Below are 17263 nucleotides of genomic sequence, written 5' to 3' on the forward strand. Positions count from 1 at the left end.
ACGCGCTCGGCCACGTCCATCAAGTAGCTGCCCAAGGCCACGTAGACCACGAACTGCGCGGCCACATAGGCTTGCTGCGCGCGCCCCAGGGCAATCTCGAACTTGCGAAATAACGCCAGGTCCTGCTTGGCCTGTGGGTAACGTGCAGCCACATCGGCCGGGCGCCAGCCGGTAGGCATGAACCAGATACGCAGCTTGTCCCACAGGCTGGTGGTGCGCCGGGCGTCATGCCAGAGCTGGGCATAGAACTGCAGGTTGGCCCATAGCGGGTTCCAACTGGCCAGCGGCGTGGTCACCCCGAACACCACCGGCTCAGCCGTGTCCTCCTCCTTGAACGTGCCGAACAGACGGTCCCAGAAAATGAACACACCGCCGTAATTGCGATCCAAGTAAGCAGGGTTTTGCGCATGGTGGACGCGATGATTGGATGGCGTGATCAACACCCACTCAAGCCAGCCAAGTTTGGGGATATGCCGGGTATGCACCCAAAACTGATACAGCAGGTTGAGCGAGGCCACGGTGATGAACACCAGTGGCGGCACGCCCAGCAGCGCCAACGGCAGGTAGAACAGCCACGAGAAAATGAACCCGCTACTGGTCTGGCGCAGCGCCGTGGTGAGGTTGTACTCCTCGCTCTGGTGATGCACAGAGTGCGCAGCCCACAGCACGTTGCGCTCATGCCCCAGGCGGTGCAGCCAGTAGTAACAGAAGTCGTACAGGACAAAGGCCAGCAACCAGACCCACCATGCCTCTGCCGGCAATCGCAGCAGCGCCAGGTGCTCGAAGGCCAGGGCATAGGTGACCAGCCCTACGCCTTTGGTCAGCAGCCCGGTACTGGTCGACAGTGCGCCGGTACTCAGGCTGTTGATCGAGTCGGCCAAGGTGAAATTGCGCTGGCCACGCACACGATCGGCGACCAGTTCGACGGCTATCAGCACAAAAAAGAACGGCACGGCCAGCAGTATCAGGTCCATGGGCGCGACCTCAGACGTTATCCACCAAGATTAGGCCGCACCCGCAGGAATCCCTATGGCGACATCTGCCAAACTAGAGGACATTTAGCGCCTCGACACTGGAGTAATGAGCATGACAAAAAAAGTAGCGGTGATTCTTTCCGGCTGTGGCGTGTATGACGGCGCCGAAATCCACGAAAGCGTGATCACCCTGCTGCGCCTCGACCAGCGCGGTGCGCAGGTGCAGTGCTTCGCGCCGAACATCGCACAGATGCATGTAATCAACCATCTGACCGGCGAAGAAATGCCCGAATCGCGCAATGTGCTGGTGGAGTCGGCGCGCATCGCCCGCGGCGAGGTCAAGGATATCCGTGAGGCCAAGGCCGAAGACTTCGATGCGCTGATCGTACCGGGCGGTTTCGGGGCAGCAAAAAATCTGTCCAACTTTGCCGTGGAAGGCGCCAACTGCAGCGTGAACCCAGACGTGCTGGCCTTGGCCGAAGCCTTTGCCGACGCCTGCAAACCCGTTGGCCTGATCTGCATCTCGCCGGCGCTGGCGGCGAAGATCTATGGGCCGGGCGTGGTCTGCACCATCGGGAGCGATGCCGGCACTGCGGCGGCTGTCGAGAAGATGGGCGGCACCCATGAAGAATGCGATGTACACGACATTGTCGAAGACACCCAGCGCAAGCTCGTGACTACCCCGGCGTACATGGAGGCCAAGTCGATCAGCGAGGCGGCGGGCGGAATCTACAAGCTGGTGGACCGAGTGCTGGAGCTGACGCACGAGTAAGCGACTGCGTTGGCTTCTTCGCGGGCATGCCCGCTCCCACAGGTCCTGTAGGAGCGGGTTTACCCGCGAACACCGGCAGAGCCGGTGCCATCCACCGCGCTACGCTGGGCTGTCGCCTACAGGAACCATGTCAGCGCTCAGCTTTTCGAGAGCCGGGCAATGATCCGGTCCAATGCATTGGCAAACGCCTGCTTCTCGCGCTCCCCATAAGCCGCCTGTCCGCCCCCCACCTGGCCCTGCTCACGCAGCTCGGTGAACAGGTTGCGCGCCGCCAGGCGGTCGCCCATGTTGCGCTCGTCGAACTCACGTCCACGCGGGTCCAGTGCGGCTACACCCTTTTTCACCAGGCGGTCAGCCAGCGGTACGTCACTGCAGATCACCAGCTCGCCAGGCACGGCGTGCTCCACAATGTAATCATCGGCCGCATCCATGCCGCTGGGCACCACGATCAGGCGCACGATCGCGAACGCCGGCTTGGCCACAGCCTGCCCCGCCACCATCACCACCTCGAACTTGCGCTTGAGGGCGAACTTGACGATCAGATCCTTGGCCGCCTTGGGGCAGGCATCGGCATCGATCCATACACGCATTGGACACTCTCTACATGAACTCAATGCGCCCATCATGCCTGAAGTGCAGCGAAAGCTGGAGCAGGCCGGCGCTGGAAAAATGGCGCCAAAATTTCATTTACCGCTTATCCGACCCCGCCACTCAGGCTAAACTCGCCACAGCTTCAATGGCCTGCCCGAGCGCGCAATGAACCACCCTCACGAAATCCGCCCTGACCTGGACGAAGGCATCGACCGCAAGGTCCTGGCGACATTGCGTGCGCGCTTCCTGCATCTCAACCAGGGCCGACTGCAGCGAGCAAAGGAGGGCCTGTCAACGCGCCAGCAACAGGTACTGTCGTTGCTGCCGCTGCTGTTTCACGTGAACCACCCGTTATTGCCGGGTTACGTCTCCGGCAGCACACCCGCGGGCGTATCGGCTTACGAGCCAAGCGCCGAGCTGGTGGCAGATGCCCAACGCCTGGCCCGCTCGTTCACCTACAAGGCCCAGCATGGCAACCCGCCACGCCCAATCCACGGCCTGTTCCTGATGGGCAGCCTGGGCTCGCTGGCGCAGGCCGAGCACAGCGACATGGACCTGTGGGTGTGCCATGCACCCGGCTTGCCCGAACAGCTGCTGGGTGAGCTGCGCCGCAAGTGCCAGCTGCTGGAGGTCTGGGCGGCAAGCCTGGGGGCCGAAGCACACTTTTTCCTGATCGATACACAGGGCTTCGCCCAAGGTCAGCGCGATGGCCAGCTCGGCTCCGACGACTGCGGCACCACCCAGCACTACCTGCTGCTGGATGAGTTCTACCGCACCACCCTGTGGCTGGCCGGGCGCACGCCGCTGTGGTGGCTGGTACCTGTGTACGAGGAGCACAACTACTACAGCTACACCCAGACCTTGCTGTCCAAACGCTTCATCCGCAGCCAGGACGCCCTAGACCTTGGCAACCTGGCGCACATTCCGCCCGGTGAGTTCGTCGGCGCGGGCCTGTGGCAATTGTTCAAAGGCATCGACTCGCCCTACAAATCGCTGCTCAAACTGCTGCTGACCGAAGCCTACGCCAGCGAACACCCTGCGGTGCGCTGCCTGAGCCTGGACTACAAGCAGGCAGTGTTTGCCAACCAGCTCGACCTCGACGAGCTGGACCCCTACGTGATGGTCTACCGGCGCATCGAACGTTACCTGCTGCAACGCGGCGAACCCGCGCGCCTGGAGCTGGTAAGGCGCAGCCTGTACCTGAAGGTGAACAAGAAGCTCAGCGCCCAAGGCCGCAGCCAAGGCTGGCAACGCCGGCTGCTGCAGCGCCTGGCCGACGAGTGGGGCTGGGACCAGCGCCAGCTGGCCCTGCTGGACAGCCGCAGCCAATGGAAAGTGCAGCAGGTTGCCGTCGAGCGCCGCGAACTGGTGGCCGAGCTTAACCTCAGTTATCGCTTCCTCAGCCAGTTCGCCCGCACCCAGAACGCGAGCAGCCGCGCTGACCAGCGCGACCTCAATGTGTTGGGCCGGCGCCTGTACGCAGCCTTCGAGCGCCGCGCCGGCAAGGTCGAAGTGATCAACCCCGGCATCGCCCCTGACCTCGCCGAAAGCACCCTGACGCTGGTTCAGGCACCCAACCGCAAGGAGCCGGGCAGCTACCACTGGGAGCTGTACAGCGGCAACCTGAACACCCACGAGGTGCAGCACTTCAGCCCGATCAAGCGCTGCCGTGAGCTACTCGAACTGCTGACCTGGGCCCATCGCAACGGGGTCATCGACAACAGCACCCGCCTGGCGCTGCATCCAGGGGTCAGCGACCTCGGGGAATTCGAGCTGTTCAACCTGCTGGGCTGTCTGCGGCAAAGTATCACCCTGCCCTTGCCCACCGTCAGCGAAGTGCGCCTGTTGCAGCCCAGCGTTGCCGATGAGGTGTTGTTGCTGGTCAACGTCGGCGTCGACCCGCTGCGCCACCACCGCGACCTGAACGTTTTGATGACCACAGAGCGCACTGATTCGTTGAGCTACGCTGGCGTACGCGAAAACCTGGTGCTGACCCTGGACCAGGTCACCGTCAACAGCTGGAACGAGGTGCTGGTCCAGCGCTATGACGGCGAACACGCGCTGGTGCGCTGCCTGCGCGACTTCCTCAACAGCCCGGCGCAGCGCGGCCACCGGCCACGGGTGCGAGTACGCTGCTTCTGCCAAAGCCGTGCCCAGCCTATCGGCCAGCGCGTAGAGGAAATTTTCGACACCGCGCAGCTGCTGCGGGATCAAGGGCTACACCACCGCTACCTGTTGCAGGTGGCCCAACACACCCATGTGCTGGAGCTGCTGCCCGAGCATGTCAGCCTGACGACCCTGGCCGAGCATGAGGCGCTACTGGCCTACCTGGGCGAAGAGCGCAGCGCCTACAGCCCGCTGTACCTGGATGCCAATGCGCTGCAGGACCACGACCTGCGCCTGGTGCTGGAGCAAGGCCGACCAGCCTGCATTCAGGTGTTCTACCGCCTGCAGGGCGGCTGGGCCGACGTGTATGTGCTGGATGAATACAACGCATTGTGGCAACAACGCCTGCCGCTGCATGACGAAGCGCATCTGTTGTTGCCACTGCAGCGCTTTCTGCGCTCGGTGGTGATGCGCCGCGATGCACGCCTGCCCCTCGATAGCCTGCGGCCGTCCTCGCTGGATATCCACTTCGCGCAGCTGTTGCCCACCGGCCCAGGCAAGGCACGCAGCATCGAGCCGCGCCTGGCCCCGGCCGAGGGCAGCGACCAGCCTTACTATGAGGTACAGGCGATTATCCAGGCCGGTGTAGCGGGTGTGGCGCATGTGACGCTGTACTGCGACCAGCAGGAGTTTTCCGAGCTGGAACATGGTGAGCAGCTGTATGCGGTGGTGGCCCGGCAGATCATCGGTCAGCGCCGTGGTGCAGCGCAGTACCGGTGCTATATCACCGACCTGGATTTGTCCGAGCTGCTGGATGACCGCCTGGGGGCAACGCAGGTATACCTGAGCTACAAACGGGTGCTGGAGCAGGCTTTGAATGAGGGGCTGGAGCAGGTTTTGGCGGAAGGCGCCTGAACTCGCAGCACAAGATGGAACAGCCTTGTGCTGCAAATGGCCCGCGAAGCGGCCTACTGGCCCTTACAGGTCGTAATCGCCCGCCGCCTCCGGCTGGTATTCCACTTCCAGCAGCTTCAGCTTGAGGGTCTTGCCCCCCGGGGCCGGCCAATCGATCTGTTCGCCCACCGACAGCCCCAGCAAGGCGCAGCCAATCGGCGCCAGAATCGAAACCTTGCCTTCCGGCCCGGCATCCTTGGGGTACACCAGCGTCAGGTGGTAGTCCTTGCCGCTGGCTTCCTCACGGCAGTGCACCCGCGAGTTCATGGTCACCACGCCCGCCGGCACTTCCTCGTGACCGACCACCTGCTCGGCGCGGTCCAGCTCGTCCTGCAGGGCGAGCACACCCGGCGTACTCTCGTCGAGGCTGTCGATCAGACGCTCCAGACGTTGTACGTCCAATCGGGTGAGGATGAGGGAAGGCTTGGTGCTCATGATCCAGTCAGACTCCTTTGAACAGGCAGTTTTCAACGTGCAAATAAAGCAAAACCCCGCCCAAGGGCGGGGTTTGAGAAGGCTTTGGCGTCACCGACGCAGAACCCGACACTACCACAGCCGGGCAAATACTCAAGCCCCTGCGCTCAGTGTGCCTTAGCCTGCTCGCGCAAGACCTGGGCCTCGCGGCAGATCTGCCGGCGCCGTTCGTCATCGGCCGAGCGCCATTCGCGAATGTGCTCGACATGCCGATGGCAACCGGTGCACACCCGTTGTTCGTCCAGCCGGCATACGCTGATGCACGGTGACGGCACTGCAGGGCTGACATTGCTGTAAAGCGGCTTGGGCGGCCGGACCTGGGCGCTACTCATGTCAGATTTCGTCGAAGTCCAGCTTCTCGCCGGCCCGCTCCCAGACGATACGCTCGAGCATTTCCCCCAGCAACTCTTCGCTCTTTTCGCACACCCACTTGCCGCTGTCTTCGTCGTAATCGAAGTGGAAACCACCGGAGCGGTCGGCAAGCCACAGCTGGCGCAGTGGCTCCTGACGGCTGAAGATCAGCTGGGCGCCGCCCTCGAACTTGACGGTCAGGACACCGGCGGAGTTCTCCATGTCCAGGTCCAGGCCGCTCTCGTCGAACAGATCTTCCAGGGCCTGTTGGGTCGCGTCGACCAGATCATGGAAACGCGCTTCACTCAAACTCATTGCAGGAACCTCGAAATTGGCTGCGTTACAGGCAAGCCGGGCAAGATACGGGCGCTTGCCGCCGAATGCAAAGGTTTAGCCGTTGCCTTCACCGGCCTCTTCGCGGGCAAGCCCGCTCCTACAGGGGGCTGCGCAGAGGCTAAGCATAGCCCGCCCGGCGGACCGGTCCTTGCATAGGCAAGCCGCCGGTCGCTCGGTATACTCGGGCGCAATACTGCATTTTTCTAAGGATTTCACCCATGAAGCGCCTGATTTCCTCCTTCGCGGCGCTGGTCGCTGTTGCCTGCCTCGTTTCGGCCTGTGGCCAGAAAGGCCCGCTGTATCTGCCTGAAGATGGCGATAACGGCAAAGCGCACAAGTCGCACCAGCACCAGCCAAAAGCCGAGCCGGCCCCGGAACAAGAGCAGCAGCCCGAGCTGCAATCCGAGCCCGAGCAATCGCCAGCGCAGTAAGGAAACCAGATGAACGCTTTCAACTACCGCGACGGTGAACTGTTCGCGGAAGGCGTGGCCCTGTCGGCCATTGCTGAACGTTATGGCACCCCAACCTACGTGTATTCGCGCGCCCACATCGAGGCCCAGTACCGGAGCTACGCAGATGCCCTGCAAGGCACCGAGCACCTGGTGTGCTTCGCGGTCAAGGCCAACTCCAACCTTGGCGTGCTGAACGTGCTGGCGCGCCTGGGCGCAGGCTTCGACATTGTTTCCGGTGGTGAACTGGAGCGTGTGCTGGCCGCTGGCGGGCGTGCCGACCGCGTGGTGTTCTCCGGCGTCGGCAAAACACGTGAAGACATGCGCCGCGCCCTGGAAGTTGGCGTGCACTGCTTCAACGTCGAATCCACCGACGAGCTGGAGCGCCTGCAAGTGGTAGCCGCCGAAATGGGCAAGGTTGCCCCGGTTTCGCTGCGGGTCAACCCGGATGTCGATGCCGGTACTCACCCGTACATCTCCACCGGCCTTAAAGAAAACAAGTTCGGCATCGCCATTGCCGATGCCGAGGCCATCTACGTACGCGCCGCACAGCTACCGAACCTGGAAGTGGTTGGTGTCGACTGCCACATCGGCTCGCAGCTGACCACCGTCGAGCCATTCCTCGACGCCCTCGACCGCCTGCTGGTGCTGGTCGACCGCCTGGCCGAGTGCGGCATACACCTGCGCCACCTGGACCTGGGTGGCGGTGTCGGCGTGCGCTACCGCGACGAACAGCCACCACGGGTGGCCGACTACATCAAGGCCATCCGCGAGCGCGTGGGCGAGCGCGACCTGGCCCTGGTGTTCGAACCAGGCCGCTACATCGTCGCCAACGCCGGCGTGCTGCTGACCCGCGTGGAATACCTCAAGCACACCGAACACAAGGACTTCGCCATCATCGATGCAGCGATGAACGACCTGATCCGCCCGGCCCTTTACCAGGCCTGGATGGGCGTCAGCGCAGTCAAGCCACGTGCAGGCGAAGGCCGTGCCTACGACCTGGTCGGCCCTATCTGCGAGACTGGCGACTTCCTCGGCAAGGACCGCGTACTCAACCTGGCCGAAGGTGATCTGCTGGCCGTAGAGTCCGCGGGCGCCTATGGTTTTGTCATGAGTTCCAACTACAACACCCGCGGCCGTTGCGCTGAAATCCTGGTCGACGGCGACCAGGCGTTCGAAGTACGCCGCCGCGAGACCGTCGCCGAACTGTATGCTGGCGAAAGCCTGCTGCCGGAGTAAGCCCATGCTGCTGCGTTTTACCAAGATGCATGGGCTGGGCAACGACTTCATGGTCCTGGACCTGGTCAGCCAGCACGCGCACATCCAGCCCAAGCACGCCAAGCAATGGGGTGACCGCCATACCGGTGTCGGCTTCGACCAGTTGCTGATCGTCGAGGCGCCGAACAACCCGGAAGTGGACTTCCGCTACCGCATCTTCAACGCCGACGGCTCCGAGGTCGAGCAATGCGGCAACGGTGCTCGCTGCTTTGCCCGCTTCGTGCTGGACAAGCGCCTGACCGCGAAAAAGCGCATCCGCGTGGAAACCAAGAGCGGCATCATCGTGCTGGACGTGCAGAACGACGGCCAGGTGAGTGTCGACATGGGCCCACCCCGCTTCATCCCTGCCGAAATCCCCTTCGTTGCTGACGCGCAGGCGCTGAGCTACCCACTGGAGGTCGACGGCCAGCTGCATTCCATAGCGGCCGTGTCCATGGGTAACCCGCACGCCGTGCTGCGTGTCGACGACGTGCATACTGCACCCGTGCACGAGCTGGGCCCGAAGATCGAAAACCACCCACGCTTCCCACAGCGGGTGAATGCCGGCTTCATTCAAGTCATCGACCGCCACCGCGCCAACCTGCGCGTGTGGGAACGCGGCGCCGGCGAAACCCAGGCTTGCGGCACCGGCGCCTGCGCCGCGGCCGTGGCGGCGATCAGCCAGGGCTGGATGGACTCCCCGGTGTCCCTCGACCTGCCCGGTGGCCGCCTGCACATCGAATGGGCCGGCCCCGGCAAGCCCGTGATGATGACCGGCCCGGCCGTACGCGTCTACGAAGGACAGGTTCGTCTCTAAACGAGTAACCGCCATGACCGATCAGCCCAAGGTTGTACCCAAGCAGTCCGCCGAGCTCGATGCCGAAGCGGTGGTCGCCTACCTGCGCGCCCACCCTACCTTCTTCGCCGAGCACGACGAGCTGCTGATCGAACAGCACATCCCGCACCAGCGAGGTGACAGCGTGTCGCTGGTGGAACGCCAGCTCAAGCTGCTGCGTGACCGCAACATCGAAATGCGCCATCGCCTGTCGCAACTGATGGACGTGGCCCGCGACAATGACCGGCTGTTCGACAAGACCCGCCGGCTGATCCTTGACCTGCTCGATGCCGGCAGCCTGGAAGAAGTGGTAATGGCGGTCGAAGACAGCCTGCGCCAGGAATTCCAGGTGCCCTTCGTCAGCCTGATCCTGTTCGGCGACAACGTCGCGCCGGTGGGGCGCTGGGTCAGCAATGCCGAGGCGCAGCAAGCCATCGGTGCCCTGCTGGGCGGTGGCAAGACAGTCAGTGGCAACCTGCGCGAGCACGAGCTGGCTTTCCTGTTCGGTGAAGAACAGCGCCAGGAAGTGGGCTCCAGCGCCGTGGCAGCTCTTGAGTACCAAGGGCTGCACGGGGTGCTGGCCATCGGTAGCCGCGACCCGCAACACTACAAGAGCAGCGTCGGCACCCTTTTCCTCGGCTATATCGCCGAGGTGCTCGGCCGCGTTGTGCCACGCGTTACCCAGACCCTGCGCTCGGTACGCTGATGAAACGCCAGCTGGAGGCTTATTGCGCACACCTGCGCAACGAGCGCCAAGTGTCGGAGCACACCTCGCTGGGCTACCGTCGCGACCTGGAAAAAGTCATCGCCTACTGCGAAGAGCACGGCATTGCCGACTGGCAGGCGCTGCAAATTCAGCAACTGCGCCAGTTGGTCGCTCGCTTGCACCACCATGGCCAGTCCCCGCGCAGCCTGGCACGCCTGTTGTCGGCAGTGCGCGGCCTGTACCGCTACCTCAACCGCGAAGGCCTGTGCCAGCACGACCCGGCCACCGGCCTGAGCGCGCCCAAAGGCGAGCGTCGGCTGCCCAAGGTACTGGATACCGACCGCGCACTGCAGCTGCTCGATGGCGGCGTGGACGACGACTTCATCGCCCGGCGTGACCAGGCGATCCTCGAACTGTTCTATTCCTCGGGCCTGCGCCTGTCCGAGCTGACCAACCTCGATCTTGATCACCTCGACCTCGCCGCCGGCCTGGTGCAGGTACTGGGCAAGGGTGGAAAAGCCCGCGTACTGCCGGTGGGTCGCAAGGCTCGCGAGGCGTTGCAGGCCTGGTACCGTTTGCGCGGCATCGGCAACCCACGCGACCGTGCAGTGTTCATTACCCGCCAGGGCAATCGCATCAGCCCCCGGGCCGTTCGGCTGCGGGTAAAGGCCGCCGGTGAGCGTGAGCTGGGCCAACACCTGCACCCGCACATGCTTCGCCATTCCTTCGCCAGCCATGTGCTGGAATCATCCCAGGACCTGCGCGCGGTGCAGGAGATGCTCGGCCATGCCGACATCAGCACGACGCAAATCTACACCCACCTGGACTTCCAGCACCTGGCCGCGGTGTACGACAGCGCCCACCCTCGGGCCAAACGCAGCAAAGGCACAGACTCATGAGCATCAAGCTGATCACCTTCGACCTCGACGACACCCTGTGGGACACCGCGCCGGTGATTGCCACCGCGGAAGTCGTGCTGCGCGACTGGCTCGAGGCCAACGCACCAACCCTCGGCAGCATACCGGTGGAGCACCTGTTCGCCATCCGCGAGCGCCTGGTGCAAGCAGAGCCCGGCCTCAAGCACCGCATCAGCGCCCTGCGCAGGCGCGTGCTGTTCCATGCCCTGGAAGAGGTCGGCTACAGCGAGCAGCACGCGCAAGCGCTGGCCAACGAGGGCTTCGAAGTGTTCCTGCATGCCCGCCACCAGGTGGAGATCTTCCCAGAGGTGCAGCCGGTGCTTGAGATCTTGCGCCATCAATACATCCTGGGCGTGGTCACCAACGGCAATGCCGACGTCAGCCGGCTGGGGCTGGCCGATTATTTCCGCTTTGCCCTGTGCGCCGAGGACCTGGGCATTGGCAAGCCAGACCCGGCGCCGTTCCTCGAAGCGCTACGCCGTGGCGAGGTGGATGCGGGTGCGGCGGTGCACATCGGCGATCACCCTGGCGATGACATTGCCGGTGCCCAGCGCGCCGGTTTGCGCGCGGTGTGGTTCAACCCGCAGGGCAAGACCTGGGCTGGCGAACAGGCGCCGGATGCCGAGATCCAGCGCCTGTCGCAACTACCTGACGTGCTTGCGCGCTGGCGCTGACGGGGCCGCTTTGCGGCCCATTCGCGGGCACGCCCGCTCCCACAGGGACCGCGCAGGTCCTGAACCCTGTGGTGTACCTGTGGGAGCGGGCATGCCCGCGAAGAGGCCGGAACAGGCAACACAAAACCCACAGGCATAAAAAAGCCCGCAGCGACGGCGGGCTTTTTTGCGATCAGCCACTCAGATAGGGCGGCTGCCGTACTTGTTGTCTGGCTTCTTGGGCGGGTCGGCGACCACGTTGGCCTCGACTTCCTGCACCTTGCCGCCGCGAGAAAGGAATTCTTCCATCGCCTTGGCCAGTGCATCACGCTCTTTCTGCTTGGCTTCCATGCTCGGCATCTCGTCTACCGAGACTGCTGCCTTGGATTTGCCCTTGGCAACGGGTGCCGGGCTGCTGTCATCATCGCCAGCGTCTTCCACGCCGTCATCAGCCGCCGCCTCGAGGCCCTCATCACCCTCGTCTTCGTCGCCTACTTCGAGGTCATCATTTTCCAGATCGTCGTCGCTCATGTTCTACCTCATGACTTGCGAAAAGCAGGTTGGTTATAGACCAGTGCAGCCGTAGACCGGCAGCCACCAGTGAAAATTCAACTGGCCGTGGGTTAGGCCACTGCCCTTGGGTCGGCACTCCTGATGGGAGGCGGTACCCAGCAGGCCCTGCTCCTGGCAGGACCTGACAAATCCATTAGCCCCTGCTGGCCACACGCTATTGGCAAGCCTAGCAAAGGCTGGCGAAGTGTGTGGACTACTCGTCAAACACCCTTCGGCGCGCATTCTAGCGCGCCCGTGGAAAAAGCAAAGCACCATAAACGCCCTGCGACTTGTAAGTTTTTTACCTACGTCACGAACGTGTCGAATAAACCGTTTGCCGTGCGGGAAATGCTGAAAAACTGGCAAAAAAATGCCCGGCAAGCCGGGCAAGTTTTTACCGCGTCGCAGTTACAGGTTGTAGCCGCGTTCGTTGTGCTGAGCCAGGTCGAGGCCGACCGACTCTTCTTCTTCGTTGACCCGCAGGCCCATCACCACATCCAGCACCTTGAGGATCACGTAGGTGACGATGGCGGTGTAGACCACGGTGAAAATCACACCTTTGGCCTGGATCCAGACTTGCATGCCGATGTCGGTGACAGTACCGAAGCCGCCCAGCGCCGGGGCCGCGAACACACCCGTGAGGATGGCTCCGATGATGCCGCCAACACCGTGCACGCCGAAGGCGTCCAGCGAATCGTCATAGCCGAGTTTGCGCTTGAGCGTGGTGGCGCAGAAGTAGCAGACCACACCCGAAACCAGGCCGATAATCAGCGCGCCAATCGGCCCGACGGTGCCCGCAGCCGGGGTGATGGCGACCAGGCCAGCCACCACGCCCGAGGCGATGCCCAGCGCACTTGGCTTACCGTGACCGATCCACTCGGCGAACATCCAGCCCAGTGCGGCGGCGGCGGTAGCGATCTGAGTGACCAGCATGGCCATCCCGGCAGTGCCGTTGGCAGCAGCAGCAGAGCCTGCGTTGAAGCCGAACCAGCCGATCCACAGCATCGCCGCGCCCATCAGGGTATAGCCGAGGTTGTGCGGGGCCATCGGGGTGGTCGGGTAGCCTTTGCGCTTGCCCAGTACCAGGCAGCAGACCAGGCCTGCGATACCGGCGTTGATGTGCACCACGGTGCCGCCAGCGAAGTCCAGTACGCCCCAGTCCCACATCAGGGCACCGTCACCGCTCCACACCATGTGTGCGATCGGCGCATACACCAGGGTGAACCAGATGCCCATGAATACCAGCATCGCCGAGAACTTCATGCGTTCGGCAAAGGCGCCGACGATCAGCGCCGGGGTGATGATGGCGAAAGTCATCTGGAAGGTGATGAACACCGCTTCAGGGAACAGCGCGGTGGCCGAGGTCAGGCTGTCAGGCGTGACACCGCTGAGGAAGGCCTTGGAGAAGCCGCCAACGAAAGAGTTGAAGTTGAGCACGCCCTTTTCCATACCGGCGGTATCGAAGGCCATGCTGTAGCCGTAGACGACCCAGAGAATGCTCATCAGGCCGGTAATTGCAAAGCACTGCATCATCACCGACAGCACGTTCTTGGAACGCACCATGCCGCCATAGAACAGGGCCAGGCCCGGAATGGTCATGAACAGCACCAGCGCCGTTGCGGTCAGCATCCAGGCGGTGTCGCCGGAGTTCAGCGCTGGGGCAGCTTCCTCTGCCAGGGCAAGCCCGGGCATTACGAGGGACAATAGGGCTCCTAGCCCTGCGATCTTACGCAGAGTCATGTTGTTTTCTCCTGGGGCGTTGGGTTTGGTGAGGCTTTGTTGCTGCTTAGATCGCGTCGGTATCGGTTTCGCCGGTACGGATGCGGATCGCCTGCTCCAGATTCACCACGAAAATCTTGCCGTCACCGATCTTGCCGGTGTTGGCTGCCTTGGTGATGGCTTCGATTACCCGATCAAGGTCCTTGTCATCGATGGCGACATCGATCTTCACCTTGGGCAGGAAATCAACCACATATTCAGCACCGCGATACAGCTCGGTGTGGCCCTTCTGCCGACCGAAACCTTTGACTTCGGTGACGGTGATGCCCTGCACGCCGATTTCCGACAGCGACTCGCGTACGTCGTCCAGCTTGAACGGCTTGATGATGGCTGTGACTAGCTTCATGAAACTCTCTCCCGATTTGGTGGACTTGCCCCAGGAAAACAAACCCGTCTCAAGTCTAAGCGCAGCGGTTGGCTTTGTAACGCGTCGTCGGCACCCGGCTCCGCGTGCGCACTGCCTGGTCACAAGGAACTGCTTCAGTGCATGGCTCGTACAGGTCTTTGCAGAATCCTTGCCAGTTCCGACAAAGTGCCGAAAAACAGAGCGTTATGTGATTTGGTCGGGATTGGCCAGTCGCCAGCATGGGAAACATGCACAATTTCGGTGCGCAGCGGCGGGACACGTTGCGCGAAAAATGTGCAACGGATTAGAAACCGCAGATCATTCTTTTGTGGGAGCAACTGTCTTGCTCAATTTCTAAAAGTTGGCGCCATCCTGTGGGAGCGGGCTTGCCCGCGAACACGGGCGAAGCCCGTGCCATCCACCGCGGTGTCTTCTTCGCGGGTAAACCCGCTCCTGCGAAGGCCAATGTGCACTCAGGCGCCAGGTTTGTGCGTGCTACACTGGCGGCCATTTCTCCGTTTCAGTGGACAGCCCCATGCTCGCGCCCAAAGCCCTTCTCGATGCCCTGAGCGACCAGGCCTCGCGCCTGTTCAGCAGCGATGCCGCCCAGCCCCGTGCGGAACTGGAAAGCCAGTTCAAAGTGTTGATGCAAGGTGCCTTCAGCAAGCTGGATCTGGTCAGCCGTGACGAATTCGACAGCCAGATGGTCGTACTGGCGCGTACCCGCGCACGCCTTGAGGCCTTGGAAAAACAGGTAGCCGAGCTGGAAGCCCGGCTGAACCCACCCTCACAGGATGAGTGAATGCAACCCTCCAGCGCATACCCGGTACTGTTGTTTTCCTACGGCACCTTGCAGGATAAAGCCGTGCAACTGGCCAACTTTGGCCGTGAGCTGAACGGTCAGGCCGACCGCATGCCGGGCTACCGCCTGGATTGGGTCGAGATCACCGACCCAGGCGTACTGGCGACCAGCGGCAAGTCCCATCACCCCATCGTTTCCCCCAGCAGCCAGGCGAACGACAGCGTGGCCGGCATGGTCTTTCAGATCAGCGAAGACGAACTGGCTGCAGCGGACCGCTATGAAGTTGCCGACTACAAGCGCGTCGCCGTCACCCTTGCATCGGGCCTGACAGCCTGGGTTTATGTACGTGCCTGAGACGGTCCGATGCAGGCTGAACCCGCAACGACTCGGTGTGGGTAAAGGCCTGTTTCGGTGGTAGCTCACTTGCATGCAGTGTGCCGCGGAACAACGCCGCCCCGCACTGAGTAAACAGCGTCTTCACCCGATTGCGCGAATTGAGGATCTCGGCCTGGATATCACCAATGGCCGTATCCCGTGGCTGCAAGCTGGCCGCTCGCTTGACCCATTCGATGGCGGCAAAGCGGCTTTGCTTGCGGGTGCCGCGCCCCTGCATCCAGGCCAGCCCCAGTTCGGCGCAGGCACGCCCGGCAAGCCGCAGGTCCGGGTGCTCGACCAGGCTCAACAGGTAAGCAACCGCCTCGGTCCGCTCCTGCGTCTCACCAAACCGGCGTAACAAAATTCCCAGATGCAAACGCGCACGCGCGTTGATCTGCGCGTTGCCCAGCGCGTCGACAAGCAGGCGCCTGACCGCCAGCATGGCACTGCGCTCGTTCAAATCCTCATCGCCATCCATGCGCAGGCAGGCCAGATTGTACTTGGCCTGCCTGCTACCTGCCTCCACCGCACGCTGCAGCCAATACCCGGCTGCTTCATCATCCAGGTAATGCGCCGGGGTGTTGGCCAGGCCGCCGTGGTGCAGCTCGTACAAGGCCAAGGCAGCACCCGGCAGGTTCAGTTCGGCGCAGCGTTCATACAGGTAGCAGGCCACTTCATGCCGGTTGGCTGCCCACAGCAACCGTGCCACTTCAAGCACTTCGAACCCCGGTGCCTGGCCCGCACACTGGCGATTCACCGCCCGTTGCAACCATAGCCTTGCCTGCTCGGCCGAGCGTGGCAGCGCCCACAGCCCGAAACGGTGCCCGGCCGCGCGCAATGCACAGGCAGCAGCATGTGAACGGCCGTCACACAGGCGCTCAATGGCGCCGTGTAACAGTTGCTTCTCATCTGCCATGCCATCGCGCAGTATCAGCTCGGCCAAACAGCGAAAAGGCACGCCCATGGCGCGGATGGCGCCGAGATCGGCATTGCACGCCAAGCTCGCGGCAAAATCGCGCATAGCGCCAGCATGGTCGCCCAATGCCCTGCTGCGCAGCGACCCCCGCCATGCCAGAACGACGGCACGCTCTCTGGGCCTTAACGGGCGCTCTAACCAGTCTTCGACCACCTGCTGCCAGTCGGCGACGGCCTGCAACGGGTCAGCCTGTGGCAGCATCAGGCGGCCTTCGACGGCCATCCAGCGCAGCGCATTACGCAAGCGCTCGTCCCAGGCTACGCACAACGGGCCATTGACCAACAGCTCGAACGCATCAAGGCTGCCGCCCCAATGGGGCAGCAGGTAAACAGCAAGGGCCTGGATCGCCTCGAAGCAACCGGGGCGAGCGATCAGCGCATGGCGCAGCCAAAAATAGCGAGGGTCTTCGTTTTCATGTTCGACCCGCCTGCCCAGGCAGAGCGGCAGCGCCTGAGGAAGCTCGGCCAAGGGCAACAACCCATGCTTCACCAGCAACGGCGCTGCAGCTTCCTGCACCTCTACATCGGCATGGGCACTGGGCCTGAAACGTGCGGGCTCCCCCTGAAACAGTTGCAGCAACCAACCAGGCTCATGGAACTGCGCACTGATGCGCAGCATGCCAATGGCCGCTGCCACGGGGTGAGCAGAGCGGTCCATTGCACGCAACAGGTGCGCGCTGGCGGATTCACAAATTTGCGCGACAGCCAGCAAGCGTGCAGCGTTGCGTTGGCCACCAACCTGCACCTGGCAGGCCCGGTGGAAGCAGTGCATACCCATTACCACTTGTGGGTGATATGCCCTGGGGCAGGCGTCAATCCAGGCTCTGAGCACTTGGCTCAGGGCCCTGTCACTCTGGTTTTCCTGGTCGAGCAGCATGTGCCCTTCAATGGCCGCCAGGTAGGCCGGGAACTCGCCGGTCGGGGCCTGACGCCACTGAGCCTCGAGCCTGTCGAAAAAGCGGTTGAGTTCAACGAATGCACTGGCCTGCACCAGTTCGCGAATTGCCTGGTGCGTGCAGGTGAGCGTTTGCACGGAGCAATACCTCAAGTCCATTTGAA

The 17263-nt window shown here is 62.9% G+C and carries 18 protein-coding genes and 1 pseudogene; 10 read left to right on the forward strand and 9 right to left on the reverse strand.

Annotated features, from left to right (window positions below; all coding sequences use genetic code 11):
• Positions 1-347: 347 nt before the first annotated feature.
• Positions 348-974: pseudogene (locus ACF8EF_RS18425) on the reverse strand (sterol desaturase family protein); the annotation flags it as partial.
• Positions 975-1086: 112 nt separating this feature from the next.
• Here ACF8EF_RS18425 and elbB point away from each other — a divergent pair.
• Complete coding sequence (gene elbB, locus ACF8EF_RS18430; protein WP_017148021.1) at positions 1087-1746, forward strand: isoprenoid biosynthesis glyoxalase ElbB; 660 nt, start codon at positions 1087-1089, stop codon at positions 1744-1746.
• A 137-nt stretch (positions 1747-1883) separates the two neighbouring features.
• On the opposite strand, the gene ACF8EF_RS18435 is transcribed toward elbB, so the two are convergent.
• Positions 1884-2336 (reverse strand): YaiI/YqxD family protein, encoded by a 453-nt coding sequence (locus tag ACF8EF_RS18435; RefSeq protein WP_003253654.1) that lies wholly within the window; start codon positions 2334-2336, stop codon positions 1884-1886.
• Between the two features lie 166 nt (positions 2337-2502).
• Here ACF8EF_RS18435 and ACF8EF_RS18440 point away from each other — a divergent pair, with 166 nt between their 5' ends.
• Positions 2503-5358, forward strand: coding sequence for a class I adenylate cyclase (locus tag ACF8EF_RS18440; RefSeq protein ID WP_392461522.1), 2856 nt, complete (start codon positions 2503-2505; stop codon positions 5356-5358).
• A 63-nt stretch (positions 5359-5421) separates the two neighbouring features.
• On the opposite strand, the gene rnk is transcribed toward ACF8EF_RS18440, so the two are convergent.
• The 3 genes from rnk to cyaY all read right to left on the reverse strand — a co-directional run bounded on the left by rnk (position 5422) and on the right by cyaY (position 6537).
• Positions 5422-5832, reverse strand: a complete 411-nt coding sequence (rnk, locus tag ACF8EF_RS18445) for a nucleoside diphosphate kinase regulator (RefSeq protein WP_003253652.1) — start codon at positions 5830-5832, stop codon at positions 5422-5424.
• Between the two features lie 146 nt (positions 5833-5978).
• Positions 5979-6203 (reverse strand): DUF1289 domain-containing protein, encoded by a 225-nt coding sequence (locus ACF8EF_RS18450; protein ID WP_176682838.1) that lies wholly within the window; start codon positions 6201-6203, stop codon positions 5979-5981.
• 1 nt (position 6204) lies between these two features.
• Complete coding sequence (gene cyaY / locus ACF8EF_RS18455) at positions 6205-6537, reverse strand: iron donor protein CyaY (protein ID WP_004575827.1); 333 nt, start codon at positions 6535-6537, stop codon at positions 6205-6207.
• Positions 6538-6776: 239 nt separating this feature from the next.
• On the opposite strand from cyaY, the gene ACF8EF_RS18460 reads away from it, so the two are divergent.
• The 6 genes from ACF8EF_RS18460 to ACF8EF_RS18485 are packed head-to-tail and all read left to right on the forward strand — an operon-like array spanning position 6777 to position 11396.
• The gene (locus tag ACF8EF_RS18460; protein ID WP_176682839.1) at positions 6777-6989 is read left to right on the forward strand and encodes a lipoprotein; all 213 of its coding nucleotides are present in this window, start codon (positions 6777-6779) and stop codon (positions 6987-6989) included.
• A gap of 9 nt (positions 6990-6998) precedes the next feature.
• Positions 6999-8246 (forward strand): diaminopimelate decarboxylase, encoded by a 1248-nt coding sequence (gene lysA, locus ACF8EF_RS18465; RefSeq protein ID WP_010955746.1) that lies wholly within the window; start codon positions 6999-7001, stop codon positions 8244-8246.
• Between the two features lie 4 nt (positions 8247-8250).
• Positions 8251-9081, forward strand: a complete 831-nt coding sequence (gene dapF / locus ACF8EF_RS18470; RefSeq protein WP_014592814.1) for a diaminopimelate epimerase — start codon at positions 8251-8253, stop codon at positions 9079-9081.
• A gap of 13 nt (positions 9082-9094) precedes the next feature.
• Positions 9095-9805 carry a DUF484 family protein gene (locus tag ACF8EF_RS18475; protein ID WP_209969222.1) on the forward strand — a complete coding sequence of 237 codons (711 nt, stop codon included), beginning with the start codon at positions 9095-9097 and terminating at the stop codon, positions 9803-9805.
• Positions 9805-10704, forward strand: a complete 900-nt coding sequence (gene xerC, locus ACF8EF_RS18480; protein ID WP_176682842.1) for a tyrosine recombinase XerC — start codon at positions 9805-9807, stop codon at positions 10702-10704. The genes ACF8EF_RS18475 and xerC overlap by 1 nt, the downstream gene beginning before the upstream one ends.
• Positions 10701-11396 carry an HAD family hydrolase gene (locus ACF8EF_RS18485; RefSeq protein WP_176682843.1) on the forward strand — a complete coding sequence of 232 codons (696 nt, stop codon included), beginning with the start codon at positions 10701-10703 and terminating at the stop codon, positions 11394-11396. The genes xerC and ACF8EF_RS18485 overlap by 4 nt, the downstream gene beginning before the upstream one ends.
• Positions 11397-11576: 180 nt before the next feature.
• Here the strand turns inward: ACF8EF_RS18485 and sutA are convergent, their stop codons facing one another.
• The 3 genes from sutA to glnK all read right to left on the reverse strand — a co-directional run bounded on the left by sutA (position 11577) and on the right by glnK (position 14052).
• Positions 11577-11906, reverse strand: a complete 330-nt coding sequence (gene sutA, locus ACF8EF_RS18490; protein ID WP_021783509.1) for a transcriptional regulator SutA — start codon at positions 11904-11906, stop codon at positions 11577-11579.
• 429 nt (positions 11907-12335) lie between these two features.
• On the reverse strand, positions 12336-13667 hold the full coding sequence (locus ACF8EF_RS18495; RefSeq protein ID WP_176682844.1) for an ammonium transporter: 1332 nt from the start codon (positions 13665-13667) through the stop codon (positions 12336-12338).
• 46 nt (positions 13668-13713) lie between these two features.
• Positions 13714-14052, reverse strand: a complete 339-nt coding sequence (gene glnK, locus ACF8EF_RS18500) for a P-II family nitrogen regulator (RefSeq protein WP_002555808.1) — start codon at positions 14050-14052, stop codon at positions 13714-13716.
• A gap of 535 nt (positions 14053-14587) precedes the next feature.
• Between glnK and ACF8EF_RS18505 the strand changes: the two genes are divergently transcribed.
• The gene (locus ACF8EF_RS18505) at positions 14588-14854 is read left to right on the forward strand and encodes an accessory factor UbiK family protein (protein WP_339533578.1); all 267 of its coding nucleotides are present in this window, start codon (positions 14588-14590) and stop codon (positions 14852-14854) included.
• The gene (locus tag ACF8EF_RS18510) at positions 14855-15208 is read left to right on the forward strand and encodes a gamma-glutamylcyclotransferase family protein (RefSeq protein ID WP_020190994.1); all 354 of its coding nucleotides are present in this window, start codon (positions 14855-14857) and stop codon (positions 15206-15208) included.
• On the opposite strand, the gene ACF8EF_RS18515 is transcribed toward ACF8EF_RS18510, so the two are convergent.
• On the reverse strand, positions 15162-17258 hold the full coding sequence (locus ACF8EF_RS18515; RefSeq protein ID WP_392461521.1) for a DUF4034 domain-containing protein: 2097 nt from the start codon (positions 17256-17258) through the stop codon (positions 15162-15164). The genes ACF8EF_RS18510 and ACF8EF_RS18515 overlap by 47 nt on opposite strands.
• Positions 17259-17263 lie beyond the last annotated feature (5 nt).

Origin of the sequence: Pseudomonas sp. zjy_15 (assembly GCF_043101865.1) — a bacterium.
In the GTDB taxonomy this organism is placed as follows: domain Bacteria; phylum Pseudomonadota; class Gammaproteobacteria; order Pseudomonadales; family Pseudomonadaceae; genus Aquipseudomonas; species Aquipseudomonas putida_Y.